Genomic DNA, 26,594 nt, shown 5'->3' on the forward strand with positions numbered 1-26,594 from the left:
CGTTGACGCCACGCCCGCGCCCGCGCTCGCGGCACCCCGGCCCGCCGCCCGCCGCAACGCCTGACGCGAGGCAGCCTCCGGGGCGGCCACCGCCCCGACAGCACGGCACCACCCTCCGCCCCCTCCGAGGAGTCCACTGCCTTGTCTGTGAAGACGATCTGGGACATCGACCACGCCTGCGGCCACAGCAGCCGCACGGACCTCTCCTCCCGCGCAGCCGACCAGCGTGCCGGCTACGCCCGATGGCTGGCCAAGCGCGAGTGTCCGGACTGCTGGCGCAAGGAGCACCAGCGCGACGCCCAGGACACCGCTTCGTGGCTCGTGGCCAAGCGCGCCGCCGAAGTCGCCGCGGCCGACGAGTGGCAGGAACGATTCCGCATGCCCCCGCTCGACGGCCCGGAGCGCGCCGTCCCCTGGGCCTCGACCGTCCGGCACCAGCTCATGACCGCCGCCTACTCCGCGCTGGTCAGCGAAGGCGACCTCGACGAGGCCGACTGGCAGGAACTGGAGGACCAGGCGCGCACGGTCACGCGCGCCGGATGGTGGATCGACCAGCGCGAGGCCGACGCCGCCGACCTGCCCGAGCTGCTGGCCGCCGCCTCGGACAACGACCGCACCAACGAGAACCCTTACTAGGCCGTCCGCCTGACGCCACGTCACAGGATGCGGGCCCGCGATCGAAGGGTCGGCGGGCCCGCTTCTACCAGAGCTGCGGCGATTTTGCACGCTCCGCCCGGTCGCGAGGGTGGATGCACACCCCGACCGAAGGAAGGTCCCTCTTCATGCACGTCTTGGTTGCCTGCAGCGGCAACGCCACGCTCGAAACGGCGCTCCTGGACGCCGGTCACCGCGTCACCCTGCTGGTACCCGCCGACACGGTCGAGCAGCGCCGCGCCGACACCCCGCGAGCCGACGGCGTCTTCGGCATCTCCCGATGGCACGACCCCATCGAGGCCACCCGCCTCCTGCCGCTCCTGCCGGCGGATCTCGACCGGGTGGCGACGATCGACGAACAGGCAGTCGCCCGACCCTGCGCGGTCATCCGCGAGCGCCTCGGCCTGCCGGGCCTGACCGTCGCCGACGCCCTCGCGCACACCGACAAGGACGTCGCCAAAAGGCGCCTGTCCCGCGCCGGGATCCGCGTAGCCCGGCACCTGCCCGTCCGCTCAGGCGCGCAGGTCGCCAAGGCAGGCGAGGAACTGGGCTGGCCGGTCGTGGTCAAGCCCGCGCGCGGCGCCGGTGCCACCAACACCTTCGTCGTGGAGGACAAAGCGCACCTCGACCGGCTGATCCGCCAGGGCGTCTTCGACCGCAGGGTGCCGGACAGCACCGGCCGCTTCGGCGCCGGGGAGTTCCTGCTGAGCCTCAACGAGCGTCCCGGCGGCTTCCTCGTAGAGGAGTTCATCCGGGCCAAGGAGGAATGGTTCGTCGACCTCTACCTCCACGAAGGCGAACTCCTCGGCGCCTTCCCCGGCCGGTACAGCGCTCCCCTGCTGGGCGTACTCGGCCGACACCAGTGGGACGCGGTCGTCCCCGCCAGCCACCGGGACGCGCGCGAGGTGGTGAAGTTGGCACTGCAGGCGAGCCGGGCGCTCGGCAGCGGCACCGGCGTCGTGCACTGCGAGATCCTGCGGACGCCGGACCGGGAACCGAAGCGACAGTGGGTGTTCGGGGAAGCCGCGCACCGGCCGGGCGGCGGCGGCATCGCCACCCTGTACTGCCGCCAGCACGGCCTGGACCTGCCGCCGATCCTGGCGGCACTGGCCGTCGGCGAACGCCCGGACATTCGCCTCGACGCCGCGCCGCCGACCCTTGCCAACCTGGTCATCGCCGCGCCCCCGGGCACCGTGCGGCGCGTCGCCACCGCCGACGAACTGCTTCGCCTGGACGGCGTCCTCGACGCCCAGGTCAACCTCACGCCGGGCCAGCGGACCCCGGGCAACTTCGGCACCATGAGCCTGGCCGGCGCCGTGACGCTGCGCGCCGAGAGCCTCGACGACGTTGCCCGCCGCTGCGAAGCGCTGGTCGACGCCCTCGGCCTGGAGGTCACCGGCCCGCAGACGCAGGTCGAGGGGTGCGTGCGATGACGACCACCTCGACCAGCCCCAGCACCTGGCTCCCCCGCGCGGCCGACCTGCCCCAGGTACCGCTACCGGCCCACCTGTTCCACACGACCGCCTGGGCGGCGGCCTGGGAGCAGGCGGCCCCGGAAGTCATCCGCTCGCACCACCACCTGCTCCTCGACGGCCCGGACGACCCCCGGCCCGAAACGGTGAGCTTCCACCTCGTCGAGCGCAGCGGGTTCTGGGACCGGCTCCAGCACGACGCCGCCATAGAGGTTTCCTGGCCAGCACCCGTGCTGTGCGCGGGCAGCCTCTACGCCGAGTACGGAGGCGCTGGCGCCGGCACTCCGGAGCACATCTCCGCCGTGCTCGGCAAGGGCCTCGCGCTCGCCCGCCGACTGGGCGCAGCCGCCCTGGTCCTGCCGAACCTCACGCTGGCGGAGGCCGAACCGTGGCTGCGCGAGCGGCGACCCGACGCGCGGGTCTTCACCGACATGGCGCACACCGCGCCGGTCGCCGGCGGCCTGGCCGCCCTCGCCGACCGCGCTCCGCGCCGGCAGGCGGTTCGCGACCTGATGCGCCAGCAGCGCCGCGGCGCCGACCGCGGCCTGCGGCTGAAGGTTCTGCAGGGCGAGGAAATGCTGCCCTGGCTCGACCGCTTCTCTCCGCTCGCCGGAGCGACCGCCGAGCGCCACGGCACTCCTCTCTATACGGCGCCCATGTTCCGGGCCCTCGCCCTCGTCCCCGGCGCCGTCCTGCTGGCCGCCGTGCTCGGCGAGGACGACCTGGCGGGCGCGTTCTTCTCCTTCCGCCACCGGGACCGGCTCCACCTGTGGGGAGCGGGGATCGACCACGCCCGCCAGCGGGACCTGCACACCTACACCTGGCTGATGGCCGAGTCCGTCGAGTACGCCCAGCGCACCGGAGCGACCGTGCTGGACGCCGGCCGCGGCAACTGCGCCTACAAGGTCCGGCACGGGCTGACCGGTGAGCGCCTGGACTCCCTGGTGTACCTCACCCGCCCCGCACCCGCGCTCACCGCGCAGTTGACCCGGCTCGGCGACCGGCTCCTCTCCTTCGCCCGCACCGGCAACCCGCAGCCCTGAGCCCGCCGCGGCCCCGGAGGCTTCACGCCTTCCGCCGCTGGCCCGGCTCTGGCAAGCCCGGCACCGCACCGTTCGGCACCGATGCCGCACCTCTCCCTCCCTTCCATCCCTCGTAAGGAATTGGCCACTTGAAGCACCGCAGCCTGCGTACCCGCATCGCGCTGACCGTCGCGGCCACCGCGACCGCTGTCCTCGGCACCGCCATCCCGGCGAGCGCCACCACCTTCTCCCACGTCTCCGGCTGCTTCGCCTGGAGCTGGTCCGACTCCGGCTGGTTCACCACGACCGTGTACTGGCACAACCGCTGCTCGACCCGTCACCGCATCGAGGTCGTGTGGGACGGCCAGGCGTACGACCCCACCGTCCGGCTGGTCAACGGCGACGGCAAGGGCAACGCCTGGACCACGTCCGACGCGGTCACTGGTGTGTACGACCTGGGCCGGGCGTGACGCCACCGCCGCCGGGGCCCCGTCAGCCGGTCTCGGTGATCTCGATCCTGCGGGAGCCCGCGACCGGCCGCTACGAGGCGCGCAGCACCAACAACTGGGAGCGCACGGGAGAGCCCTTCCTCCAGGACCTGCTGCAGCGGATCGGCTACGTGCCGGAACAGCGCCGCGGCCGGACGGTCCTGCGCCTGCCAGACCACCTCCGGCCGTCCCAACAGCGCGACCTCGCCGTGACGGCTGCGGTGACAGCGCGGCGGTTGGGCCATGAGGTGCGTCTCTCGCCGGATCTGCACGGAGCACAGGCCGAACCGCTCCATCCCCGGCCCCGGTTCGGCCAGCCGCTGGCCAGCCTGGCCTCCGAAATCGCCGAGGCGCCGGACAGCGACGCCCTGGCCGGGCTGCTACTGGAGCTGACCGCGCCGGTGACCGGTCTGCTGCCCTCCGCGGCAGCAGCGCTCGCCGAGGCCGGCCTGTGGCTGTCCGCCAACCGTCCAAGCGCCCCGGACGACCACGCCACCCAACTCACGAAGGCAGCCGAACAGCTCCAACGGCTCGCGGCGCGAGTCGCCGCGGCCCAGGCGCACACGGCGCACCTCGGCACCTCGCAGCACCCACCGGCGACGGCTCCCCGCCTCCGGGCCGTCCCCAGCCCGCAACCGCCGGTCGCACCGTCCACCGTGACGCGCCGAGCCCGCTGACTCCCTAGGAGCACCTCTTGATCTCCATCACCCTCAACCCCGACGGGGGCGTCACCGCCGAGGGAGGCGACTCGGCCGCCCACGACATAATGGTGACCCTGGGCTGGATACCCAAGCAGTCCCCCGGCCGCCTCTGGCAGGCCCTGCCGCCGGGTCTGACACCTGCGCAGGAGCGCGCGGCGGCCTCGCGCACCGCCGACCTGCTGCACGCAGCCGGCCATCGGGTCGAGCTGGCCCCGGAGCTGGACGTCGAACCGGAGCCCCTGCGCCTCGACGCCGGCAACGAGCAGACGGCCAGCCAGACGATCGCGGCCCTCACCGAGCGGCTGAGCCAGGCCACCAGCGCCGCTGAGATCGCCGAGATCACCGCGCAGGTCACCGACCAGAACAACGGCGCTCTCCACCACCTCTTCGCGTTCTTCCCGGCGGCCGTCGAGCGGATCGCGAAGGTCACCGCCTTCACCCCCGACCCCGACCCCCAGGTCCAGGCCCGGATCGACGAAGCGATGCAGGCGGCGATGGTCTTCACGCTGGACGAGGCCGAGATCCCCGCCGCGGTCGACCACCTCCTCCACGCGTTCGCGCGGGCGATGAATCCAGAGGCGGCGACCGTCCTCGTCGACCGGCTCACGCGGCAGGCCGCGGCAGCTCCCGCTCTCCGGCCGGTGTCCGGCAGCGACCCGGCCTCCCTTCCCACGGCGCTTCCCCGATCGGGGGCGAGCCGCCGTGGCTCCCGCTAACCGACGGACCGGCGACAAGGCACCGGGCATCGGCCCGGCCGCCAGCGCCAGCCCGCCTTAGCCCTTCGCCGAAGAGCCCCGCACCGTCGCGCCCGCTCGCAACGGACAGACGTCCGCCCGTCGCCGCCAACCACACACAGGAGCGCCATGACCAGCAGAAGAGCCCGCACCGCCGCCATCCCACCCGCCACTCCGGCCGGGTGCGCCCCCGGTGCGCTCGCGCGCGGACCTCCCAAGGACCCGCCCTTGCCCAACTCCTCCGCCCCTTCTCCGCGTTCCTCGACTCCCGGCACCGATCTCGCCCTCGGTGCGCTCATCGGTGGCGCCTGTGTACTCGCCGGCTACGGCACCCTCGCCTGGGCCGTCGGCAACCTCGCCGCGCTGGCCGCCGATCAGCCCAGCGCGCCCTGGACCCCAGTCACCGCGGCCCTGCACCCGCAGCAGCTCTGGCCGCACCTGCCCGGCTGGGAGATCCTCGCCTTCGCCCGCATCACACCGGGCCTGCTGCTCCTCGCGCTTCTCGCCCTTGGCCTGGGCGTGTGGATGCGGCTGCGGAAGGGGCGTGCCAAGGGCTTGGCACAGGCGCGCGACCTCTCCACGCTGCTGCCGCGCGAGACCACCGCCAAGGCGCGGGACCTGCGACCCAGTCTGGCCCTGGTCAAGAACCCGCCCGCGGACGAGACCGGCCTGCTGCTCGGCACGCTCCGGCCCGGCCGCCGCGAGGTCCGAGCCTCCTGGGAGGACGTCCTCCTGGCGATCATGGCACCACGGTCCGGCAAGACCTCCGGTCTGGCGATCCCCTCGATCCTGCGGGCGCCCGGGGCCGTCCTGCTGACCAGCAACAAGGCCGCGAAGGACGCCTACGCCGCCTGCTTGGGACCGCGCCGCGCGGTCGGCACCGTGTGGACGCTGGACCCCCAGCAGATCGCCCACGCCGAGCGCGTCATGTGGTGGGACGTGCTGGCGGACGCCCACACCCTCGCCGGGGCCAGGCGGCTGGCAGGCCACTTCGTCGCCGCCTCTGTGGACGAGTCGAACGCGAACGACTTCTGGTCGACGGCCGCCGCGAACACTCTGACCTCCCTGTTCCTCGCGGCGGCCCGTTCGGGGCGCCCGATCACCGAGGTACTGGCCTGGCTCGCGTCCCCGTCCGACCGCACGCCCGTCGACCTGCTTCGGGACGCAGGTTTCGACGCCGTCGCAGCCCAACTCCAGGGCACCGTCGCCGGAGCGGTGGAAACGCGCGACGGAATCTACGAGACCGCGAGGCAGTACGCGGCCTGCCTCTTGGACCCGGATATCGCCGCCTGGGTCACCCCCCAGCCGCTGCTTCCGGAATTCCAGCCCGCGGAATTCGTGACCAGCCGCGACACACTCTTCCTGCTCTCGAAGGACGGCGGCGGCAGTGCCAGCGCGCTCATCGCAGCCGCAGCCGACGCAGTCATGCGGGCCGCGGTTATCCAGGCGGAGCTCTCCGGAGGGCGTCTTGACCCGCCGCTGCTGGCGATCCTCGACGAGGCAGCGAACGTCTGCAAAATCTCGGACCTGCCCGACCTGTATTCCCACCTCGGTTCGCGCGGCGTCATTCCGATCACCATTCTCCAGAGTTACCGGCAGGGCGTCCGGGTCTGGGGAGAGGCGGGCATGGACGCCCTGTGGAGCGCTGCCACCTGCAAATTGATCGGTAGCGGGATCGACGACGCGGATTTCGCGGACAAGCTGAGCAGGCTCGTGGGCGAGCACGACGTGGAGACCCTCTCGTACTCCACCTCGGATTCCGGGACCTCATCGTCGACGAGCATGCGGCAGGAGCGGATCCTGCCCGCCGACGAGATCCGGGCGCTTCCCAAGGGCCAGGCGCTGCTGCTGGCGACGGGGATCCGGGCCGCCCTGGTGGATCTCAAGCCCTGGTACAAGGAGCCCGACGCGGGGCCGCTGGCCAAGCAGTCCGCCGAGGCCACGGCGGCTATCACCGAGCGCGCGCTCGCCAAGACCAGGGCTGCCGCTGGCCAACCGGAGGACGGGCTGCCGCAGGGCTGGCCGGCATGAGCGCGCGCCCCCGCTTTCCCGCGGTCGCATCCGACGCACCGTCTCGCCCGGCGCTGCGGACTCTCTCCTTGGGCGCCGGGGTCCAGAGCACCTGCCTGCTCCTGCTCTCCGCTCTGGGCCGCCTCCCGAAGGTCGACTTCGCGGTCTTGTTGGACACCGGCTGGGAACCCGAGGCCGTGTATTCCCATCTCGACCGTGTGGAGCGCGAGATCGCACGGCCCGCTGGAATCCCGATTATCCGGGTCTCTTCCGGGAATATCCGCGACGACGCACTGGACCCGGCGCACCGATTCGCGAGCATGCCACTCTTCATCCGCAATCCCGACGGCGGCGAAGGAATGACCCGGAGACAGTGCACGGGTGAATACAAGATCAAGCCGATAAAGACCCAGGTGCGTTCTCTCCTCGGCTATCCATATCCCAAGCGCATTCCGTCCGCCGTCTTCGTCGAGCAGTGGATCGGGATCAGCAAGGACGAGTTCCATAGGGCCAAGGACGCGGACGTGAAGTACATGCGGAACCGTTTCCCCCTGCTGGAGCTGGACATGTCCCGGGAGGACTGTGTCGACCTGCTGGGCGAGCACGGATTCGGGAGCACCCCGAAATCCGCGTGCCTAGGATGCCCTTATCACGGGAATTCCCAGTGGAGGTCTCTGCGGGACAGTTCGCCCGGCGAATGGGCCGACGTCGTCGCCTTCGACAGGGCCATCCGGGCGGGAAACGCCCGAGCGACCGCAGAGGGCTCCCCGCTGCTCGGCCAGGCGTACCTGCACCGCAGCCGCGTGCCTCTCGACCAGGCGCCGATCGACCGCCCGAGCAGCCGGGAGCGGGCCGCCCGCCAGACCAACGCGCCGTCCTCCTGGAGGACGGCGACGCGGACGGCTGCTCGCCCTGGGCCTGCCGCGGCGAGCACGCGGCCGTCGCGAGCGAGGCGGCGTGAAGACCTCGCCCGACCGGCGCCGGGACCTGCCCCTCTTCCTCAACCAACCCTGCCTTCAAGGAGCTCCTGTGCCCCGCCGCCGATCCGCGGTACCCGAGTACCTGGACCGTCCCGCTTTCCAGCCCACCGGACGGTGGACCGTCCTCGGCCGGACCCGGGCCTGGCTGGAGCAGTCCGCGCTCGCGGACCTCCTGGCCGCGCGCGACCAGGCGCTGGCCAGCCGCGAGCAGGCTCGGCTCTACCGCTACACGAGCGGGCCGCGGCTGTGACCCGTACCGCGACGGCCGTGGCTTTCGCCACCGAGGTGGCCGCGCGCCTACCCGGCTGGCGGCCGATGGCGCCCTACCACCGCCTGGTTCCGTATCTGGCCGCCAGCGCCGCCGACACGGTCTGGGACGACAGCTCGTTGCTCACCGCCATGCGCCAGCACCCGGTCTCCGACGTGGCGATGCTGGCCGGCACCGTCGGCGACGAGCGGATGCAGTTGCTCGTCCTGCCCCGTCCCGCCCGGCGCGGCTACCTGGTGGGCGCGATGCTCAACTGGGCTACTCCGCACCCGGATCCGACGTCCGACATCTGGGCGCACGTACCGCGTGCCGTCGCTGTCCCAGCCGATCCGGCGCGCGCGGCCAGCAGCCTGTCCGACCGACTCCTGCCCCGCATCACCCAGTGCCTGTGGAGCGTGCGCACCGAGGCCGTCGACCGAGCGGTCCGCCTCATCCGGACCGCCTCCGCGAGCTGGGACGCCGTCAGCGACAGTTTCTGCGACGCAGCCGGGTATCCGCTCGACGACCAGGCTTACGGCCAGGGCCTGGTTGCCCGCGACGCCCAGGCTTGGGACGGCTTCGCCGGCTACCTCGTGCACGGCCCGGCAGTCCTCGCCCGGGTCGAGGCTGACCTTCGCGGTGCCGGTTCCGAGTCCTCTGCCGGCGACCGCTGGCGGGTCTCGGAGCTTCGCCACGCGCTGACCGAAGGGCTCCGGCTCCAGAGCGAGTGGCTGACAGGCAGCGAGCAGGGACGCCTGTCGGGGGCCGGGCCGGCTCGACTTGCGGATCTGGAGGCGGAGCGCAACGAGGAAGCCTGGCACGCCATGACCATCGTTGCCGAACACGGCGCGGGCCTTGGCGAGTTCACCGAGCGCCTGGCGGCCCTGGGGAGCGAGGTCCGTCCCGGAAGCCGAAGCGTGATGCCCCGCCCGATCTCGAACCCGCGGTCCCAGCCCGCCGCGGCACGGACGCCTCCGGGACTGCCGGTGACACGGGGGCGACGCCGGTGAGCTACGCCGCCGCCCCCGCTGCCGGAGCCGAAGAACACGACCCGGTCCTCCTCGCAGAGCAGGCCCTCCTGGGTGCACTGCTGCTCGACCCCGGCCAGATCGGAGCCCTGGCAACCTCGCTGCGCCCGGAGGACTTCTACCGCCCCGTGCACGCCGAGACGTACCAGGCCCTGCTGGAGCTGGCCGTCTCGGACCGGAGCGCCGAGGGGCAGGCGGCGGATCCCGGCAACCTTCCGCTGCCGCTGGCGGTGCAGGCGCGCGTGTCCCGCCGGCTGCCCGGCCTGTCGCCGTCGTACACGCACGCCCTGATCGCCCGGTGTCCGCACCCGGCCCACGCCGCCGCCTACGCCCGGATGGTCGTGGACGCGGCCCTGCACCGCGAGATCACAGAGCACGCCTCGCGGCTGGCTCAGGTCGCGGAGCGCTCGCGCGAGGTGTCCAGTGTCCTGCACTACCTGGACGTACTCACCGACGCGCTGTCGAAGGCCGGGCGCTCGTTGACCCGGCCGCCCGATCCCGCCGCCGCACCGGCACGGCGAGCAGCGGCTCTCGATCGTTCGGGCAGCGCCGTCGGTACTGAGCAGCACGTGGTCGACGAGCAGATGGTCCTGGCTCTGCTGCTCCAGAACCCCTCGTCGCTGCCGGAGATCGCCCGGTGGCTGGTGCCCGCCGACTTCACCGAACCGGCCCATTCCCAGATCTACGCCTGCCTCGTCGCCGTCCACCGGCGCGACGACGTGGTGGACGCGCTCACCGTGCTGTGGGAGGCCCGCCACCGCGGCCTGCTCAGCAACAAGGAGCTGACGGCCAGCGCCGTGCTGATGCTGAGTTCCGATGTCGTGGGTGGCGATGCCGACTACTGGGCCTGGGCAGTGCTGCAGTCCGCGGTGCTACGGCACATCGCCGCCGCAGCAGCCGAGGTCATGCGCCTGGCTCTCCAGCCGTCGGCCCCTGAGCAGCTCATCCGTGACGCCTCCGCGGCCTTGGCCCCGCTGAGGGCCCTGCGGCTCCGCTGGCAGCGGGCCGTCGGCGACGCAGCCGCGCCGGGCGCCGGACCAGGGCCGCCTCCGCTCGTGCTGCACGCCACCGCCCGCCCCGCGAAGGAGCTTCCCGATCGACGACCAGTCCCGCCGGCTCACCGGCCTCGCCCACGATTACCACTATCTGCTCGACCACCCCCTGCGTGCCGGCCCGGCCGGCCCGGTGCCGGACCTCGACTCCGTCGCTTCCCGGCTCGACCGCACCGCCACGCTACTTGCGGACACCTGCACCGCAGCATGCGCGCCGCCTCCGACAGCCCGCGACCCCCTGGCGCTGCACTGCGCGACGCAGGCCGCCGCTGGACTCGCGGAATCCGTGCGCCATCTCGGCACCGCATTCGCCGGCCTGGGCCTGCTGCACAACCCGGCGCTGTCGGACTACCAGCGGGCAGCGACGCTCCAGGAGTGCATCGGCCACCTGCACCTCGCCGACCGGTGGCTGGACGTCGCCCGACTTCGGCTCCTGAACCAGCCGTCGCCGTCCGAAGACCTCGGCTCCCGCGCTTTGGCAGCCCGAATGCCAGGTGCCCTCTCCCCGCCCACCGCCCGCGCCGACGGGCCCGTGAGGCCGGCTTCGGCCCTGCCCGAACCCCGGCTCCCCGACGGACGGTCGGCGCCAACGGACGGATACCCGGGCCCTCGGCGATGAGCAACCCCCAGATGAACACCCTGCCTGACGACCTGCAGCGCCAGATCGCAGACCTGCGCACCGCAGGGGTCAGCATCGGCAGCTCCGAGCCGGGCAACCGGCCCCGGCGCACCCGCTGCTTCGGCGACCGTGCCCTGGACCCGGTGCTGCCCCATCACGTGTAGGAGACTGTCGTGCCTCTCGGCTCCCGAGAACTGATCGACCTCGGCCAGCAAGTGGGCCCCCTCCAGGTCGCCCTGGCCACACCGGAGGCGCTGGAAGCGCTGCCAACCCTGGAGCAAGCCCTCCAGCGTGTCGAAGACCTGGGCGCCCTGCTCGCGTCGACCGCCCGCGCTTTGCGCGAGAACCAGCCGGGCGAAGACGGCGGCCCCGCCCAGGTGAGGCCCCTCTGGCTCGCGCAGCAGGCCCTGGTTCCCCTGGCCCACGCGGCCGAGCGGGCCACCTGGATCACCAGCAACCTGGCCTACCTTTCCGCCTTCGACCTCACCGACGCCGAGCGTGCCGCCCCCGAAGAGGAGGTGATCGGCCTCCAGTACGAGCTGGGCGACGAACTGGCCACTGCCGTGGCCAACCTGCGCTCGGGAGCGCGGGAACTGGCGTCGCGCCCGGCCGCCGGCGCGCCCAGTCGCGTGGCCACTGCAGCCGGACGGGCCCACGGGCAGAGCGGTCCCGCTTCCACGGCCCGGCGCTGACCCGGGCGCCAAGCACCCAGAGCCCGCCCGAGATCCAGCCTGTCGGGCCCCGCGCCCCTGGCTTCAACCCTTCGACGGAGTGGCCCGTGCCCGACCCCGCCCAGCATCTCCTCGCACTCGCCGACCGAATCGACGCCTGCGGCGCTCAGCCCGTCCTGCTCGGCGTCGTGGCCCCGGCTGACCTGACGCATCTCACGCGGCTGCTCTCGGACCTCCAGGCGATCACCCAGGACGCAGCGGACACGGCGGCCGAACTGCTCGCGTCCCCCTCCGCTCCGGCCCGTGCACGCTCCGCTGCTCACGGGCTGGCCGAAGTGGCCGTCGCCACCACCGCGGCCGGCAGTCTCCTGGGCCGGGCGGTCCGCCAGTGTGCCGCCTCCGGCCTGCCCGGGGAGACCGCCGACGGCCGCGTGCTGCTGAACCGGCTGCGACTGCGGCTCGACGGAGCCGACACGGGGGCCCGCGTCCGAACCAGCCTGGCCGACGCTGCCCTCACCGCCCGTCGGGCCGCCGCCGCGCTGCCTGCGGAAGACCCCGTGCCGCTGCGTGCCGCAGCAGCCCTTCGACGCTCTGCAGGCGTCCGCCCCCGCACCACGCCCATACCCGTCGCCCCCGCGGTGCTGGCGACCGTCCTGCCCTTCCGTCACCGCTGAGCCGGAGCCGATGAACACACTTGCCGCCACTGAACTGGTCCCGCTCGCAGCCCAGTTCGACGAGATCGCCACCCGCCTGAGCGGCGCCTACGCCGACTCACTGACCGGGCTCGCGCTTCCCGCCGCCGAGTTGCACGCCCTTCTGGCGGATCTGCTCGACCGGGCGGCGCAAGCGAGCACCGAGGCCCCGGCCGCCACCGCGCTCGTGCACGCGCTGACCGAGGCCGCCGTCCAGGGCGCAGCCGCCGCACAGCACCTGGGACGCCTTGCCGCCGCCCACGGGCGGCTCGGTCACCTCGCGACACTGCGGCCCGCGCCGGCCCGGACCACGGCGATTCGACAGGCCCTGTCGGACGTCGAGGCCGCCCAGGACGCCCTGAACCGCGAGCTGACAGTCACGGCAGCGCAGTTGCGCGGGCACGCTGCCCGCCGGATTCCCGCAGGTCCGCAGACGCCGGTCTCCCAGCCATCCACTGCCGCCCGTGCCCGGCCCGCAGTGGTGCTGTCGGCCGCACATGCCCGCCGTCCCTGATCCTGGAGCCGCTGCCTTGCACGACCGCCCTGCCACCAGCGCCGCCGCCCGCCTGGCCGGCGACTGCGCCTCCGCCTTGCTGGCCCGCGAGGCCCGCCCACAGCCACCCACCGCCGACCAGATCCGTGACCACCTCGACGAGACCGTCCGCGTCAGCCGGGTGCTCGCCGAGTCGCTGGAGCAGGTCGGCACCCGGCAGTCCGCCGACCGACCGCACCCCGCACTACGGGACGCGCTGACAACCGCCCTCGGCCACACACAGACCGCAGCCGGCTACCTGGAGATCGCGCTCAACGCCGCAGGCCGCGAACCAGACGCCGGGCCGATCCGCTCCGCCACCGACGCCGTGTACTTCGCCCGGACCTCGATGGAACTCGCCCACCAGGGCCTGCGCGGATGGCTGCTGCGTACGGGCGTCGCCGAACGCCGCGCCGAAGCGGCCCGGTCCGCCCGCAGGCTCCGCACCGAGCAGAGCCGCCAACTGCGCTCGACCCTGACCTCGCAGCCCTCCCACTCCCGAAGGAACCGCACGTGACCACCCCGCCGCCGATCGGCTCCCTGTGTTCCGGCTACGGGGGCCTGGACCTCGGCGTCATGGCCGCCCTGGGCGGGAGCGTGGCCTGGCACGCCGAGGTCAACCCCGCTGCCGCCGCCATCCTGGCCCACCACTGGCCCACCACTCCGAACCTGGGCGACATCACCCGCATCGACTGGACCGCCGTCCCCGAGATCTGCGTCCTGACGGCCGGCTTCCCCTGTCAAAGACCTCTCTCTCGCAGGTAAGCGCGCCGGGCTGATCCCCGGCACCCGGTCCGGCCTGTGGCACACCATCGCCGACGCCATAGGCACCCTCCGTCCGTGTTTGGTGGTGATCGAGAACGTCAGGGGAATTCTCAGCGCAGGAGCAACCTCCGCTTCCCCGTCAGCCATTGGCGACCTGGAACAGTGCCCGTGGTGTCTGGGAGACAGCGGAGACGAGCATTCTCTGCGGGCACTGGGGTGTGTACTCGGAGACCTGGCCGACCGCGGGTACGACGCGGCATGGACGTGCGTACGCGCGTCCGACGTCGGCGCCCCGCACAGGAGGGAGCGCGTCTTCCTCGTCGCCTGGCCAGCCTCCGCAGGGCCTGCCGACGCCGAAGGCGCGGGACTCCAAGGGGCCGGACCCCGGCCGCGAGGACTTGGGCTTCGTGGTCACCCTGTTCGCCACCCCGACCGCGAACCTGGGCACGAACGGTGGGAGCCAGCCGCCCGCGAAGCGGAAGGCCGGTGGACACACCCCGAATCTCCAGGACGAGGTGGAGCACCTGTCACCGGAGACGGAGGCGTTCGGGCAGCCCAGCCTCCTCTTCCCGACACCGCTGGCGAGCGACGGGAAGCACGGGAGCGCGAACGCGCGCGGCTCGCGGGGGGACCAGACCATGTCGTCGGCGGCAGCGAGCCTGCTGCCGACTCCCCGGGCGAGCGACACCGGGACCGCCGGCCGCCGGGCCGGGCCGGGCTTCCGCCCGCCGCTGAGCCAGGTGGTGCTCCCGCTGTGGGAGGAGGATCCCGGTCCGGAGGACAGCAGACCGCGCCCGAGCGCTGGGGCCCCTACCTGCCGGCGATCAGGCGCTGGGAGGCCCTCACCCGCCCGGCTCCGGCCCCGACGGACGAACGCGGCCGCCTGTCGCCGGCATTCGTGGAATGGGTAATGGGGCTGCCCGAGTCCCACGTCACCGCCGTGCCCGGCCTGTCGCGGGCTGCGCGACTCACCGCTCTCGGCAACGGCGTCGTCCCTCCGCAGGCCGCACAGGCCGTCCGGCTGATCACCCCGACCGAGGCGCTGCGCTGCCACCACCGGCTCATCGCGCCGGGCGGGGGCGACGGGCGCCCCCGCGGTGGCACCGGCAGCTCGCGCTGACGGAACAGGCGGGCAACCGCCCGGGAAGCCACCGGGACCACCAACAACTCACCTCAAGGGAAGTGCACTTGGGATACGAAGAAGACCGCCTGATCCGGATCAACCTCTGGCACGGCTACATGGACCTGTCGTCCAGCCTGGACGGCCCATACTCGCCAGGCAGCCAGTGGCTGAACACCCTCGCCTTGTCGTTCGAGGAGGCGTGGAGGGAGGGAAGGCTTCCAACGGAGGGCGACCACAACGACCGCGGTGAAACCGGCGAGTACGGCTCCGACGTCGTCGGGGAGGTTGCCTCGGCCTGCGTCCCCATCCCCACCAACGAGCGGTGGCAGGTGTTCGTCGACCTCTGCGCCTACGGGTCCGAGGAGGCCAAGGACGCCCTGAAGCAGGGCGATATCACCGACGCGACGAACTGGGCCGGAGACGTTCTCGACGGCATGGCCAACAGCGCGGGACTGTGCTGGCTCGCCGAGCAGATCGAGGCCCGAAGCGCAGAGGAGGCGGAGTCCGAGTCGCCCGAGGAGGTCGACGAGTTCGAGGACTCGGAGACCGAGGCGCTGGCGGAAGCGCCCCCGGCCTGTGCCCGCCAGAGCGCCGCGACCCAGACAAGCGGATTGATCGAGCCCGTGCAGGCACCGCAGGCCGAGCGGCCCCCGCGCGCCGACCCCCCGGACTCCCCCGCCCGGGGCCGCTGACCCAGGCCGCCGGCCTGCGGACTACTCGGAGAACGCCTCTACCACAGGGTCGGCGATTTTTCACTCGCTGGCCGCCGACCAGAGTCGTGGGAGCGAACCCGTCCTACGACCTGGGAGTTGCTGTGCCGGAACCCGACAACCCGTCCGCCTCCGTGGAAGTACCCGCACTGCGGCTGCTGGAGCAGACCCAGCAGATGCTTGCCCAACTCCCGCCAGCGATCTCGGCGCTGGCCGCAAGCCACCAGGCCCAGACCCGTCTCGTCGCCCAGATGGCCGGCGGTGCGCCGGGCGGGGAGCCGTCCGGCGGTACCGCTGAGGGCGACCTCGGCCAAGGCGAGTCGATGTTCATCCTGGCCCTGGACGACAACGCCTACGCCCGCGAGGTCGAGTCGATGACGCCCTGGGTGGACGAGATCTTCCTCAAGATCTACGGGCGCGAGGTCAGCGGCGCGCGGCCCTGGTGCGTGCGCTGGCCCGAACACCCCGAGGTGGTCGCGCGCCTCCACGCGCTCTGGCTGGCCTGGCAGGCGTTGACGCACGTCGAAGCCGGGCATGCCGGTCCCTCGACCTGGCAGCGCGACCACCTGGACCCGGCCCTGATGCAACTGCGCGACCCGGCCGGGCCGCTGGGTGCCTGCACCACCCACCCGGACCGCCCGACCCACCGTCTGCTGCCCGTGCCGGATCTGACCGACCTGGCCGCGCTGCCGCGTCCGCAGCCCCGCCCGCGACCGCAGCCGACCCTGCCCCCGCAGCCGGATCCGGACCTGGACTCCGCGGCATGACGGCCTACTCCTTCGGAGCGCACCCGCAGGCTGTCGTGGACCTGCGCCAAGTCCCGTCCGTTGTACGCGACTCCGCGCTCGACCGGCTGGAGCAGGTGGTACGCGGCCTGCTGCGTGGCCTGCCACTGGGGCAGGTCGCCGCCACAGACCTGCGGGGATGCCGAAAGATCTACCTGGGCGACGCTGCCGACTGGCGTGCCGTGTACCTGGAACGGGCAGCCTCGCCCAGCGCGGTGCGTCCCCGTGAGATCAACCTGCTCGCGGTCGGGGCCCGCAGGGACCTGGTGGTCTACCGGTCAGCCGCCCAGCGGCTGCTGCAGCTCAGTTCCGGGTTCCTGACCCCGCATCCGCTGCCGCCGCGTGCCCGTGCCGCGCTGACCGCCTCCGTCCACGCTCCCCGGCCCGGTCACGGACTGCCGGTCGCAGGCGGCCGGGCGACCGGCTCGCTGGCGGCAGCACTCCGGCCGCTGGGCAGCCCGGATCTGGCTCTTCTGCGCGGAGGCGCTCGCCCTACCCGCTGAGCGATGCGAAAGGAATTCGATGTCCCACCCCCTGCTCCTGGACCGGATCGCCGCATCCGTAAGCGAGTTGCACGCCGACGCTCTGCTCCTCTCGCGGGCGATGGCCTCCGGCTCCCGCTCAGCGGTCGACACGCTGATCGGCGACCTCGGCGCACTGATCGTCTCGATCAACACCCAGCGCGGTCCCGACCAAGACGCATTGGTGGCTCTGCGGCACACAGCCACGGCTTTGACCCACCTGGTCCACGCCGCGGAGCACCTGGCCTCCGAGGACACCACGGCGCACGACGGGACTGCCGCGCTGCACCAGGTCCAGTCCGCCGTGCGCTGTCTGCACGTAGCACACAGCGACCTGCTCCGGGCCGGCTCCCGCCGCCTGGGTCCGGCCGCCCGCATTCTCGGGGCCGCTGCGTGAGCCGCGCCCCACGGCGGCGCTCCCGAGCACCGGAGCGGACCAGCCTCCTCAGCCTCCCTCTGCCGGCACCGATCCATCCGGAGTTCCCGTGAGCAACACCGTCACCCTCATACGCCCCGCTTCCAGCCGTCGTCTGCAGGGCGCCGACGATGTGCAGGAGGCCATCGAGAGCCTGGCCCCGCGCTGGACCACATGGACGATGCAGTTGGTCACCCACCACAAGCGGATGCGGTATGCCGAGGTCGCCGCCGCCATGACCTGGATCAGCCCCGGCAGCCTGCAGCCTCGACTCCGGGCGATGCAGGACGGCGGCCTACTCGCCCGCACCAGCTCCGGCGAGTACCTGCCGACCTCCGACGGCCTGCGCCTGTCGGCGACCTATGAGGCGATGGGGGCCTGGGGCCTTGCCCACCGCCCAGCGGCCGAGCCGGTCGCGCGCGCCGAGCACGTCGAGCGCTCGCTGTCGGCCCTGTCCCGCTCCTACACCACCCATCTGCTGTGGGCCGTGGAGCCGGGCCCGACCTCGCGGGCGGAGTTGCTGGAGCTGCTGCCGCAAGTACCGGAGGGCACCCTGCCCGGCAGGCTGATCCAGCTCACCGAGGACGGGCTGCTCTCTCGCAGCGGAGCTCCGCGCCACTACCGGTACGAGCTCACGGCGGCCGGCCGAGCGCTGGCGCCCTCGTGGGATGCGCTGCAGCGGTGGAACCGGGGCGAGGACGCGGCTCCCGCGGCCGGATCCGTGGTCGCCGCCGCTGTCTCCCGCGCGCAGGCCGCGGTTCTGCGCGGGGCCGTCCCCCCGCTGGTGTTCTCCCACGTCGAGCCGCCGCCCCCGCCGTTCGTGCAGCACGCCGTCGCCCCGTCACGAGCGCGCTGACGGAGCCGCGATGACCGCCTTCGAAGATCTGAGTCGGGCGCTCGCCCCGGACACCAGCGCCGCCACCGGCCGGATCGTGCTGGACCTGGTCGAGAACCTTGCCGGCGCGATCGAGGCGCTCACGGCGCACACGCGCGGCATTATGGCGGCCGGGGACGACGTCCGGGACACGGTCGCCGAGACCGTCCTGGCGTTGGTCCGTCCGTGCGGGCACGTCTGCCCTCCCCCGTCTCCTCTCCTCGGGCCGAACGAGACGTCCCTTGGTCGCGAGCTGCTCGACGAATGCGTCCGGATCGCGCTGGCGCTGCCGGAGGAGGAGCTGCTGCTGGAGGAACTCCTGGTGGACCTGCTGCGCGCAGATCTCTCGCACCCATGGAGCCGACAGCGTCCGCACGGGCTTGGCATCGCGCAGCTTGCCGAGTTCCTGGGTTGCTACGGCGTGCGACCGATCCCCGCGCCGTCCGCGGCGACGGAAGCTCGGCCCGGACAACGCGCCTACCGCCGCACCGACCTGCTCTTCGCCCAGCCGGGGCCGCCGGACCCTGGTGACGAGGCCGCTCTGCGGGATGCCGCGTGACCCGTCAGCCGCGCGCGTCTGCCACCGGCGGCAGCCAGTCCGCGTGCCCCTGCCCCGCGGTGGCCACCAATCCGGCCGTCAGCCACGTCAGGGCGACGACAACGCCTCGGTCGCCGAGTGTCTCGACCAGCTCGTCCACGGTGGTCGTTGGCGCTGCTGGGTGGCGCAGCATGCCGGCGGTCTCCAGCGCTGAGCGCCCGTTCATCTCGCCCAGGTGCTCGGCCACCCAGTGCACCGCCTGCTCGGCGCCTTCCGGGGGAAGCCCCCCCTCGGCCGCGCCGACCAGCCACGAGGCCAGAGTGCCGAAGGCGTACGCGTAGCCTTGGCCGGCGGCGTCCTCGCCCTGCTCGTCGGCCACCGTGTCGAGGTAGCGCAGCACGGTGATGGCCGGCGTGTCGGTCGCGGAGGACACCACGGCGCTGACCGCGGTCCGCAGCGCGTGCTCGACCTGTCGGTGCAGTTCGGCTGAGGCCCGGCGGGCCTGTGCGGCCTGGTGGCGCTCGACGGCGTCCAGGTATGCCTGCACTTCGTGGGCGGTGAACAGATGCTGCGTGTCCTCGGTGACCATGTAGCCGACGTCGTTGACCGCTAGCAGGTACGCCGGGTCGAGGCCGGCCGCCTTGGCGCTGCCGGCCAGGTCAGCGACCATCGCCTCCATGTCGCGCTCGTCCAGGGGGGTCGGCTCGGAGGCCGCGTGGTCGAACAGCAGCGGCTCGCCTGGCTGCGGGTCTCGCCCGAAGTGCTCGCGGAAGTCCGTCCGCAGCCGCTCCACGGCCTCTGTGAACTGCGGCGGCACAGACCCCTTAGGCAGTACGACCTGGACCGAGCCGTCGGGCAAGCGCACGCGCTGGGGGAACCGCGGGTCGCCCACCCGTTCATAGGCCACCCGCATGTGGTCTTCGCGCAGTGTCTCCTGCGCCGCCTGGCGGCTCTCCCTCTGCCGCCGGGCGCGCTGGGCCTTTCCGCTCCGCCCGTCCTTGGCCACTGGCGTCCGTCCTCCCTGTCGTGTCCCGAGACTATCCGCCAGCGACGCGATCACCGTCCGCGCCGCAAAGCGCGCCCACCCGAGGGCAGGAGATCGTGGGCCCTCCGCCCGATGCGTCGAACACGCCGGCCGGTCCACACCAACCAAGGACGGCGCGCATCACTGCTGCGGGTCCACGCCGTTCAGCGACACCCAGGTCGGCCGAACTTGAGGGTCGTTACCGCTCGTGTCGGCGAGCACCCACCACTGGCCGTCCCGCCCGAGGGCGAGGTCGAGCAAGTAGTTGGCCTGGAGCCGCGCGATCTCGTAACTACTGCCGTCCACCGGGTCCCAGAGCACGACCCGTCGACCGTCGCTGTTCAGGCCCTCGGCGACAACGATTCGGTCGCCGCTTCGGGCCACGCCCTCGGGCCAGTGCACCGCCGAAGGGATCCAGTCGTCACGGGAGACGTTGCGTCCCAGGTCCAGGTCGACAATCGCGCTGTGCCCGTTGGCGGACAACAGGAAGCGACGTCCGTCCAACCAGACGGCATTGAGCACCGCTGCAGGAAAGCCCACCTCATGTACTTCCTCTTCGCCTACTCTTCTCCCGAGCCGGGCCAGGAGGTGATGGCTCTGCTGCGCCTGTGTCGAGCGTTGGAAGACCCACGGCTCTCCGCCGGGGCCGCTCAGGAGATGGGTGTTCGATCCGGCGAACCCGCCTGCGATCACACGCGCTGATCCGTCCCACCGAATCACAGCGCCATTGCACACTGCCATCGTGCTGCCGTCCGGAAGGGACAGTGCACGGCCATGGCATCCCGGCAGGGGAAGGGCCCAAGCAGTCCTGCCCGTCTCCGGATCGAGCCTGAGTACGCCGTCCGGGGTGGTGACGAGGAGGTCACCGTCTGGACCGGGGCACATTCCGGAAGGCCGAGACCATCCCGGTCGCCCGGCGAACACGGCGACGGCCCGAATGCCGTCGCGCGTGGACAGCACTGTCTCCCAGCCCTCCAGCACCTCGGCGGCCGGGCCGGCACTCGGCGGCTCCGAGGAACGGCCGACCAACAGATCACCCAGGGGCACGTAGGAGCCGCCGTGACGAGCCGTGTGCCTCATCAGCGCGTCGAGCAGGGCAGTGGGAGACAGCAGCCCGCTGATCACAGCTTCGACGTGGGCCCGGTCCAGGAGGAGGATCTGCGGCCACCGCGGCTGCGCGGCCTTCGTCTTCACGGACTCGGTGTAGCCGCTCATCGACACGAACAGGCCCCGGGTTCCCGCCGGGCGGGAGTTCAGGCGTTCCTGGTGCGTGGCGATCGGGTCGACGTTGACGGCCGCATTCAGCCACTTCGCCTCCAGGACCCAGTGAATGCCCCTGTACTCGAAGAAGACGTCGACCTCGTCGTGCCCGCCTGAGCCGCGCACTCCGGTCTCAGCGTCGATGCCATCGGCCTGCCAAGCCCTGGCCAACAGTTCGTTGAAGTCGGTTCCGCGTTGTTGGGGTGAGCAGGTTCCCCCGGCGTCCAGTTTCCCGAACTCCTCGATCACGTTCCGCATTCTGGAGCTACCCATTCTTCCCTGTATGCCATGCCGATCTCGAAGGCCAGCGTCACGCCTGAGGAGATTCTGAAGACAGCTACGGCGACGTGGCGACCGCGGTCCTCGGCAGCGCCACGCGGTTCGCGTAGACGCTCCCCTACCGCACAGCTCACTTCTCGGGGCTAAGCAGACCTGCGATCTGGCCCTTCACCTGATTAGCGATGTCCTTGTAATCGACGACGCTCGCGGTTCCGGCCAACGCGTCGAGTCGGCTGAAGAAGTCGCGGAACGCTGAGTCGCGTGCTGTCCCCAAGTGCGCCGTCGCATGGAAGAGCCGCACGACGTTGTCGATCGCGCCCCACCCCCAGCACTGGCTGTTGGCTGCCCACGCCGTCAACGCTGCCTGCAACTGGTCCGCTGTCATGTAGACCGCACAGGGCAGCACGGCGACACGCTGGATCTCTCCGCCGTTGTCGAAGCTCGACGCCTCCTCAAGCAGAGGTCCGACGAACTCGGCGAAGTACGGGCTCGGCCGCTGGGCGACCACACGGGCTCGCCGCAAGGTAGACCACCCGTCCATGGCGCCCTCAAGCGAGGGCAACGCAGAACGCACCTCGGCGAGGGCGGCAAGGGCGAGTGCGCCGACTTCCGAGGACTCCAAATCGGGTGCCTCCCAACCTGCCTTGCCCTTGTGCCTCTCGCCGATGTCCCGGACCATCGCGTCCAAGTGGCTGAGCATCGGCTCGCTCATGCCGCTCCAGAACGCATCCAGATCACCGAGTCGCACGAGCGTGCGGCGCTGGATCTCCACCTGCGGCAGCGTGGACCACCGCTGGGCGAACTTGCCCACCATCTCGGCCACCAGGTCCCGGTCTTCCGCCGCGAAGATACGCAGGCACTGGGCCATTCGGTCGGCGACATCGGCCGGCGCCACGGCGGGGTGGTCGGGAAGCGCAGGTTCCAACATGGCGTGCCGTGCTGCGAATTCCACCACTCTGCGGCGGGCGGTGGGCCGCACCTGACGGAAGAAAGCGTAGGCAATGTGGAGCGGGTCGCCGAGGAATCCCGGGTCGAGGATGTGCTCGGCGAACGCCTCCACCACTTTGCGTCCTTGGCTGGCGGGGTGGACGAGTACCGCATCGAGCGCGACCGCCAAGTGCGCACGGGCGTACTCCAGAGGCGGATCGAACAACTCGCCCATCGGACGCAACGAGGGGTGAGCGCAGAGGTTGCGGTCCTCGCGCAGCCGTTCCAGTTGCACCCTCTGAGTGGCATCGATCAGCTCAAGCGTGACGGCGGTATCGAGAACCCGGCTCTCCACGCCCTGCATGGCCACGATCGATGCCCGGTCCAACTTGCCCTGTACTGCGGCGACCTCGTTGGTGAGATCGGCGGCCTGGGCCTCGCCGCTCTGATAGAGCGTCGCGATCTTGTCGATCAGGTCCGCGCACACGGCCGTCCACGTGAGCACAATCGCCGCCCGCGCGGCACCCGTCGTGTAGCAGCGGTGAGCCTCCTTCACCAACGGCCGAACCTCGGCGTTAGCTACTCGGGCGAGCTGAACCTCTAGGTCGAGCATCCAATCCCCTCCATCGTCCTGGGGACAATCTTCCTCTCGCAGGACGCCCGGGGGGTCACTCCGTCGGACCCACGTTCCGGCCCGAGGCGCCGACGCTCGGCCGGCGATGGACCGCAGGGAATTCGTCGTTGCTTGGCACCCCCCTAGTGGAGGGGCGGCCCCATACGCAATCGGCCGTCCGACTTCCAGGGCCACTCGTGGGGAGAACGACGCCGACCAGTGCGGTGGTCAGCCGTTGGCTCCCGCCGCCCACTGCTGCGCCTCTGTCAGGTTGTCGGCGATACCGACGACCTCGTACTCGAAGTCGTTCCAGCGCAGCAGGATGCGCTGCTCGGTGGAGCGAACGTGCATGGCACCACCGCCGACGGGCTGGTGGGTGCGACGGCCGCGCAGCGGGGGCTGGCGGCGCCGGAGGTAGGGCTCCAGCAACAGGGCGTCGGCTGGGTCGACATCGTCCGGCAGCTCGGGGTCCGGCTTCGGCTTGGCGTGTCGTCCCATGGCGGGCACCTTACCGAGGCCCAGCGGGCGGCGGGGCTGGTGCGCGCCGGGGTGCGAAGAGGTGGTGAGGAGGTGAGGGTGGTGGGGTGAACGAGAGCGAGCAGGATGCCCCGACCGATCCGCCGGTGGTGGTGAAACCGGTGCAACAGCACCCGACGATTCCGAGCGGCGGCATGGTGCGACGGGTGGAGGTCCGGCATCAGCTGGTCGGCCTCGCGCACCGGCGTAGCGACGTGGAGGAGCTGCTGCGGGTAGCGGGCCTGGAGGACCCGGACGTCACCGATCCCGAGCTGGTCCAGTGGCGCGGGGGCGGCCCCGAGGTGTGGGACTGACCCGGGTCAGTCTGCTCGTTTCGTGGGCACCGGGGGCCGTAGCCTGCTCAGGTGCGAGCTCCGCGTTCGCCGGCAAGGACGGCGAACGCAGCCAGGAGCCCGGCGAAGGCTTCTGCGAGGGGGCCGGTGGGGCCGGTGCCGTTGGGCCCGTCTGTGTAGACGAAGAATACGTCGGCCGGGTCGTCGCGCTTGACCTGGCAGCAGTACACGGTGCCGAGGTCGACGAACAGCGCGGCGTGGGCGTAGCGGATCTCGATCTTGTGGGTAGCCAGCGGAGGGAAGGAGCCTCCAACGGCGTCGCGTCGGACCAGTTCCTCCACCAGGTGCTCGGGCGCTGCCCAGCCCTCGTTGATCAGGACCAGGCCGTGGGTGCGGGAGTTGACCGCCCGCAGGGCCTCGCGCAGGTCCGTCGGCATGTCGTCGGCGCGGGTCACGGCGGCGGCCAGCGCGGCGTACGCCGTGCTGGGGTTCGGGAAGGCGAAGGTCTTCCGGGGCAAGGTCAAGCGCTTCACGGTGATCTGCCCGTTGGGACGTACGTGGAGCAGGCCGACGAAGGAGTCGGCGTCCCAGGTGCCGGCCAGGCCCTCGATCTGCCGCACGAGGGCGGCGCGCATCTGCTCGGCGGTGGGTGTCACAGGGCTTCTCCTATGGAGCTGTGGGACGACGGGCGTGGTCGTCGTGCGGCCGGGTGCGCGTAGGAGCTGGAGCACGACGACGGTGTCTGCTGCGGTGAATCGCAGATCCGCGCGCGTTGGCGTCGGCGCTGAATCTCGCTTCGCCGGCGGCGGCGCCTCTGGCATGGCCGCCTGCGCGCAGATGATGGTCTTGCAGGTCGGCCTTCGGTGCCGCAGCGAACTGCTCTCGCCCCAGGGCGCGCTGGGCGGTGTCGCTGCGCGAGGCACCCCTTGTGTTGATGGGGGTGCCTCGCCGACGTTGATCGTCAAGCAGATTGCGCAGTTAGTAGAGGCCCGGCGACTGGTGACAGCCCACCCCGACAAGACGCCGGTGATGCTGAATGCCTGCGCGGGCTACAGGTAAGCGCCGGCCAGCAGGCCATCGAAGGCGGTTACCCGGTAGATCTCTTCGAGGCCCCCCTCGCACTCCCGCTCGACTGCGGTGAAGAGGCTGTCGAAGTCCTCCTTCGTCAGCGCCGGCTCGTACCAGTCGTGAGCTGCACGGCACCGCACGAAGCGGAAGCCGCCGACCTCGATGAACAGCCAGTCCCGCCGGGCGCCACACTGCGCGCAGCGGACCTCAACGCCGAACGGTGCGTAGGGGTCGGCGTGGTAGATCGTGCGGATGAGCGGCCGGCCGGGAACTCGGGCAGGCCGATCGTCCAGGTCGTCGACGTGGTGGAGGTAAGGTCGGCCGGCGTCGAAGCCGGGGTCGTGTCTGGCGGTGCTCATCTCGCGCCCCCTCGTGCAGCGGTGCGCGGAGCCGGGACGGCTCTGCGGCGGAGGCGATCTTCTCTCGGATCCTGGGGCCGGCCAAGTCCCATTTCCGCCGCCCCAGTGGGTGCCGAAGTCAGGAAAACCCCAGGTCAGAACTGCTTCCGCAGGAACCGGAGCCATGCGTGACCGACATAGATCACACCTGGTGTTTGCAGGTGCCGCGCTGCCCTGTTCGCCCGGGTCTACGCCGCTTGCTGCTGCTCGACAGGCTCCGGATCCGCTTGATCGCCTTGGGCCTCGTAGGCAGCACGGTGGCGGTGCAGGCCGGTGAAGCAGGTGCCGATGGCTGCGGCCTGGGCAGCCGCCAGGGCCACCAGCAGCGCCGCCAGGTGAGTGGGTACGGCGGCGACCAGCACGCCGGCGAGCGGCAGGGGCAACCGCACCAGGAGCGCGGTTACCGCCAGCGCGGAGCCGAAATGGCGCTCCGGGATAAGCCGGGCGCGCGCCGTGCGCAGTACGACCGACACCGCGCCTTCGGCGCCCATCATCACCGCGACCGCCGCGCCGTAGGCCCACAGCGTAGGAGCGAGAGCGGCGGCAGCGGCGGACAGGCACATCAGCGCTGCGGCGACCAGGCCGACAGGGAAGAGCCCGAAGCGGTCGACCCCGCGCCGCGACACGCCGATCACGACGAGGGCCAGGGCCGCCGAGCTGCTCCAGATGACGCCCGACGCGGACGGGGGGTACCCCCAGGACCGGACGAGCACGGGGGTGGCGACCTCGATCGCGCCGCTGACCAGGTTGCCGACCATCAGCGCTCCGAGGAGCCAGGCCAGCGCGGGGGTCCGCCGCACGACACCCGCCCCGGTGGCCAGCGAGGTCAGCAGTCGCGGAGGCGGGTCGGTGACGAGTTGAAGGTGGGGGCGGTCGGAGCGCACGAGCAGGGCTTCCGTGCACACCACGGCCGACAGCACGGCGATGCTCGCCAGCAGGGCGACCGGGCCTGCCAGCAGCAGGACGGCGCCGAGGGCGGGCCCGACGAGCTGGGCGGTCTGGTCGATGCCGGTCATGACGGCCTGGACCCGGTGGGCGCGGTGCCCGGCCCTTCGGCTGGCCTCGGCGGCCAGGGCCTCGCTGGCCAGGTAGGAGCCTTCTGCAAGGACCCCGGTGAGGATCGCGTAGGCGAGGACGACGGCGATGCCGCCGCCGAGCGCGAGGCCGAGGATGGCGGCTGCGGTGGTCGCCGCACGCAGAGCACCGGAGGTGGCCGCGGCGGCGGCCGGGGTGTAGCGGTCGATCAGCGGTCCGGCTCCGGTAACGGCGGCCAGCCTCGGCAGCCACTCGGCGAAGAAGGCCAGTCCGGTCCACGCGGGCGAGCCGGTGATGTGGAGGACCATCAGCGGCACGGCGTAGACAACCATGGCGCTGGCAAGCGAGTCTGCGGAGCGCAGCGTGTAGCAGGCCACGAGCCAGGCCCTGCCGCGTGTCGGCGGTGGGCTTGCCCTGCGGCGTCGGGTGCGGTTCGGTCGGGCGGCCGAAGCGGGCATCGGGGTCACCGGTGCTCCTGTCTGGGATGTGGGCGGTCGGGCTCGACGATGCCTCTCGCGGGGAGAGTGAAAAATCGCCTGCCATGTGCT

The 26,594-nt window shown here is 72.0% G+C and carries 30 protein-coding genes and 2 pseudogenes; 25 read left to right on the forward strand and 7 right to left on the reverse strand.

The window, feature by feature from the left end; all coding sequences use genetic code 11:
* The first annotated feature begins 147 nt into the window (after positions 1-147).
* From TR48_RS14240 to TR48_RS14340, 24 genes and pseudogenes are all read left to right on the forward strand, one after another.
* Positions 148-636 carry a hypothetical protein gene (locus tag TR48_RS14240; protein ID WP_439654469.1) on the forward strand — a complete coding sequence of 163 codons (489 nt, stop codon included), beginning with the start codon at positions 148-150 and terminating at the stop codon, positions 634-636.
* A 146-nt stretch (positions 637-782) separates the two neighbouring features.
* Positions 783-2,087, forward strand: coding sequence for an ATP-binding protein (locus TR48_RS14245; RefSeq protein ID WP_042366801.1), 1,305 nt, complete (start codon positions 783-785; stop codon positions 2,085-2,087).
* Positions 2,084-3,169, forward strand: coding sequence for a GNAT family N-acetyltransferase (locus TR48_RS43230; RefSeq protein WP_161789828.1), 1,086 nt, complete (start codon positions 2,084-2,086; stop codon positions 3,167-3,169). The genes TR48_RS14245 and TR48_RS43230 overlap by 4 nt, the downstream gene beginning before the upstream one ends.
* Positions 3,170-3,297: 128 nt before the next feature.
* On the forward strand, positions 3,298-3,618 hold the full coding sequence (locus TR48_RS14255; protein WP_042366804.1) for a hypothetical protein: 321 nt from the start codon (positions 3,298-3,300) through the stop codon (positions 3,616-3,618).
* A 35-nt stretch (positions 3,619-3,653) separates the two neighbouring features.
* A complete protein-coding gene (locus tag TR48_RS14260) occupies positions 3,654-4,313 on the forward strand; it encodes a hypothetical protein (protein ID WP_042366807.1) in 660 nt (219 codons plus the stop codon).
* Between the two features lie 17 nt (positions 4,314-4,330).
* Positions 4,331-5,053, forward strand: coding sequence for a hypothetical protein (locus tag TR48_RS14265; protein WP_042366809.1), 723 nt, complete (start codon positions 4,331-4,333; stop codon positions 5,051-5,053).
* Between the two features lie 246 nt (positions 5,054-5,299).
* A complete protein-coding gene (locus TR48_RS14270) occupies positions 5,300-7,102 on the forward strand; it encodes a type IV secretory system conjugative DNA transfer family protein (RefSeq protein WP_042366810.1) in 1,803 nt (600 codons plus the stop codon).
* Positions 7,103-7,197: 95 nt separating this feature from the next.
* A pseudogene (locus TR48_RS45515) lies at positions 7,198-8,042 on the forward strand (hypothetical protein).
* Between the two features lie 68 nt (positions 8,043-8,110).
* Positions 8,111-8,311 (forward strand): hypothetical protein, encoded by a 201-nt coding sequence (locus TR48_RS14280; protein ID WP_042366812.1) that lies wholly within the window; start codon positions 8,111-8,113, stop codon positions 8,309-8,311.
* Between the two features lie 17 nt (positions 8,312-8,328).
* A complete protein-coding gene (locus TR48_RS41940; protein ID WP_152627971.1) occupies positions 8,329-9,318 on the forward strand; it encodes a hypothetical protein in 990 nt (329 codons plus the stop codon).
* Positions 9,315-11,171 (forward strand): DnaB-like helicase N-terminal domain-containing protein, encoded by a 1,857-nt coding sequence (locus TR48_RS40440; protein ID WP_152627972.1) that lies wholly within the window; start codon positions 9,315-9,317, stop codon positions 11,169-11,171. The genes TR48_RS41940 and TR48_RS40440 overlap by 4 nt, the downstream gene beginning before the upstream one ends.
* Before the next feature lie 9 nt (positions 11,172-11,180).
* The gene (locus TR48_RS14290; protein WP_042366814.1) at positions 11,181-11,699 is read left to right on the forward strand and encodes a hypothetical protein; all 519 of its coding nucleotides are present in this window, start codon (positions 11,181-11,183) and stop codon (positions 11,697-11,699) included.
* Between the two features lie 86 nt (positions 11,700-11,785).
* Positions 11,786-12,352, forward strand: coding sequence for a hypothetical protein (locus tag TR48_RS14295; protein ID WP_042366816.1), 567 nt, complete (start codon positions 11,786-11,788; stop codon positions 12,350-12,352).
* Positions 12,353-12,362: 10 nt separating this feature from the next.
* Complete coding sequence (locus TR48_RS14300) at positions 12,363-12,884, forward strand: hypothetical protein (RefSeq protein WP_042366818.1); 522 nt, start codon at positions 12,363-12,365, stop codon at positions 12,882-12,884.
* Between the two features lie 16 nt (positions 12,885-12,900).
* Entirely contained in the window at positions 12,901-13,419 is a 519-nt protein-coding gene (locus TR48_RS14305; RefSeq protein ID WP_042366820.1) for a hypothetical protein, read from the forward strand.
* The gene (locus TR48_RS44700) at positions 13,416-13,667 is read left to right on the forward strand and encodes a DNA cytosine methyltransferase (protein ID WP_063770985.1); all 252 of its coding nucleotides are present in this window, start codon (positions 13,416-13,418) and stop codon (positions 13,665-13,667) included. The genes TR48_RS14305 and TR48_RS44700 overlap by 4 nt, the downstream gene beginning before the upstream one ends.
* An 85-nt stretch (positions 13,668-13,752) precedes the next feature.
* Positions 13,753-13,941 (forward strand): annotated as a pseudogene (locus tag TR48_RS45520) (hypothetical protein); the annotation flags it as partial.
* Between the two features lie 636 nt (positions 13,942-14,577).
* Positions 14,578-14,787, forward strand: a complete 210-nt coding sequence (locus TR48_RS45525; RefSeq protein ID WP_052442671.1) for a hypothetical protein — start codon at positions 14,578-14,580, stop codon at positions 14,785-14,787.
* 68 nt (positions 14,788-14,855) lie between these two features.
* Positions 14,856-15,482: a hypothetical protein gene (locus TR48_RS14315; RefSeq protein WP_152627973.1), complete on the forward strand. Its 627-nt coding sequence runs from the start codon at positions 14,856-14,858 to the stop codon at positions 15,480-15,482.
* A gap of 122 nt (positions 15,483-15,604) precedes the next feature.
* Positions 15,605-16,267 (forward strand): DUF4913 domain-containing protein, encoded by a 663-nt coding sequence (locus TR48_RS14320; RefSeq protein WP_063770987.1) that lies wholly within the window; start codon positions 15,605-15,607, stop codon positions 16,265-16,267.
* On the forward strand, positions 16,264-16,788 hold the full coding sequence (locus TR48_RS38890; protein ID WP_052442672.1) for a hypothetical protein: 525 nt from the start codon (positions 16,264-16,266) through the stop codon (positions 16,786-16,788). The genes TR48_RS14320 and TR48_RS38890 overlap by 4 nt, the downstream gene beginning before the upstream one ends.
* Positions 16,789-16,807: 19 nt before the next feature.
* Positions 16,808-17,203: a hypothetical protein gene (locus TR48_RS14330; protein ID WP_042366823.1), complete on the forward strand. Its 396-nt coding sequence runs from the start codon at positions 16,808-16,810 to the stop codon at positions 17,201-17,203.
* 88 nt (positions 17,204-17,291) lie between these two features.
* The gene (locus TR48_RS14335; RefSeq protein ID WP_042366825.1) at positions 17,292-18,077 is read left to right on the forward strand and encodes a winged helix-turn-helix transcriptional regulator; all 786 of its coding nucleotides are present in this window, start codon (positions 17,292-17,294) and stop codon (positions 18,075-18,077) included.
* Between the two features lie 10 nt (positions 18,078-18,087).
* Positions 18,088-18,654, forward strand: coding sequence for a DUF3631 domain-containing protein (locus TR48_RS14340; protein ID WP_042366827.1), 567 nt, complete (start codon positions 18,088-18,090; stop codon positions 18,652-18,654).
* A gap of 4 nt (positions 18,655-18,658) precedes the next feature.
* Here TR48_RS14340 and TR48_RS44330 read toward each other — a convergent pair whose 3' ends face one another.
* The 4 genes from TR48_RS44330 to TR48_RS14360 all read right to left on the reverse strand — a co-directional run bounded on the left by TR48_RS44330 (position 18,659) and on the right by TR48_RS14360 (position 23,234).
* Positions 18,659-19,546: a hypothetical protein gene (locus TR48_RS44330; RefSeq protein ID WP_152627975.1), complete on the reverse strand. Its 888-nt coding sequence runs from the start codon at positions 19,544-19,546 to the stop codon at positions 18,659-18,661.
* 252 nt (positions 19,547-19,798) lie between these two features.
* Positions 19,799-21,166 (reverse strand): restriction endonuclease, encoded by a 1,368-nt coding sequence (locus TR48_RS14350; protein WP_161789829.1) that lies wholly within the window; start codon positions 21,164-21,166, stop codon positions 19,799-19,801.
* 160 nt (positions 21,167-21,326) lie between these two features.
* Complete coding sequence (locus TR48_RS14355; RefSeq protein WP_052442673.1) at positions 21,327-22,736, reverse strand: hypothetical protein; 1,410 nt, start codon at positions 22,734-22,736, stop codon at positions 21,327-21,329.
* Positions 22,737-22,964: 228 nt separating this feature from the next.
* Complete coding sequence (locus tag TR48_RS14360) at positions 22,965-23,234, reverse strand: DUF6087 family protein (RefSeq protein WP_042366833.1); 270 nt, start codon at positions 23,232-23,234, stop codon at positions 22,965-22,967.
* A gap of 86 nt (positions 23,235-23,320) precedes the next feature.
* On the opposite strand from TR48_RS14360, the gene TR48_RS14365 reads away from it, so the two are divergent.
* Positions 23,321-23,566 (forward strand): hypothetical protein, encoded by a 246-nt coding sequence (locus TR48_RS14365; RefSeq protein WP_042366835.1) that lies wholly within the window; start codon positions 23,321-23,323, stop codon positions 23,564-23,566.
* A gap of 47 nt (positions 23,567-23,613) precedes the next feature.
* Here the strand turns inward: TR48_RS14365 and TR48_RS14370 are convergent, their stop codons facing one another.
* From TR48_RS14370 to TR48_RS14385, 3 genes are all read right to left on the reverse strand, one after another.
* On the reverse strand, positions 23,614-24,201 hold the full coding sequence (locus TR48_RS14370) for a hypothetical protein (RefSeq protein WP_042366838.1): 588 nt from the start codon (positions 24,199-24,201) through the stop codon (positions 23,614-23,616).
* A 393-nt stretch (positions 24,202-24,594) separates the two neighbouring features.
* On the reverse strand, positions 24,595-24,972 hold the full coding sequence (locus TR48_RS14380; protein WP_052442674.1) for a hypothetical protein: 378 nt from the start codon (positions 24,970-24,972) through the stop codon (positions 24,595-24,597).
* 227 nt (positions 24,973-25,199) lie between these two features.
* Positions 25,200-26,504, reverse strand: a complete 1,305-nt coding sequence (locus tag TR48_RS14385) for an MFS transporter (protein ID WP_063770990.1) — start codon at positions 26,502-26,504, stop codon at positions 25,200-25,202.
* Positions 26,505-26,594 lie beyond the last annotated feature (90 nt).

Origin of the sequence: Streptacidiphilus neutrinimicus, assembly GCF_000787815.1 — a bacterium.
GTDB lineage: Bacteria > Actinomycetota > Actinomycetes > Streptomycetales > Streptomycetaceae > Streptacidiphilus > Streptacidiphilus neutrinimicus.

Coding starts and splice junctions, on each gene's coding strand:
- TR48_RS14245 (WP_042366801.1), top strand. CDS start 783: ATGCACGTCTTGGTTGCCTGCAGCGGCAACGCCACGCTCGAAACGGCG.
- TR48_RS43230 (WP_161789828.1), top strand. CDS start 2,084: ATGACGACCACCTCGACCAGCCCCAGCACCTGGCTCCCCCGCGCGGCC.
- TR48_RS14300 (WP_042366818.1), top strand. CDS start 12,363: ATGAACACACTTGCCGCCACTGAACTGGTCCCGCTCGCAGCCCAGTTC.
- TR48_RS45525 (WP_052442671.1), top strand. CDS start 14,578: ATGGGGCTGCCCGAGTCCCACGTCACCGCCGTGCCCGGCCTGTCGCGG.
- TR48_RS38890 (WP_052442672.1), top strand. CDS start 16,264: ATGACGGCCTACTCCTTCGGAGCGCACCCGCAGGCTGTCGTGGACCTG.
- TR48_RS14330 (WP_042366823.1), top strand. CDS start 16,808: ATGTCCCACCCCCTGCTCCTGGACCGGATCGCCGCATCCGTAAGCGAG.
- TR48_RS14340 (WP_042366827.1), top strand. CDS start 18,088: ATGACCGCCTTCGAAGATCTGAGTCGGGCGCTCGCCCCGGACACCAGC.
- TR48_RS44330 (WP_152627975.1), bottom strand. CDS start 19,546: ATGCGGGTGGCCTATGAACGGGTGGGCGACCCGCGGTTCCCCCAGCGC.
- TR48_RS14355 (WP_052442673.1), bottom strand. CDS start 22,736: ATGCTCGACCTAGAGGTTCAGCTCGCCCGAGTAGCTAACGCCGAGGTT.
- TR48_RS14360 (WP_042366833.1), bottom strand. CDS start 23,234: ATGGGACGACACGCCAAGCCGAAGCCGGACCCCGAGCTGCCGGACGAT.
- TR48_RS14380 (WP_052442674.1), bottom strand. CDS start 24,972: ATGAGCACCGCCAGACACGACCCCGGCTTCGACGCCGGCCGACCTTAC.
- TR48_RS14385 (WP_063770990.1), bottom strand. CDS start 26,504: ATGCCCGCTTCGGCCGCCCGACCGAACCGCACCCGACGCCGCAGGGCA.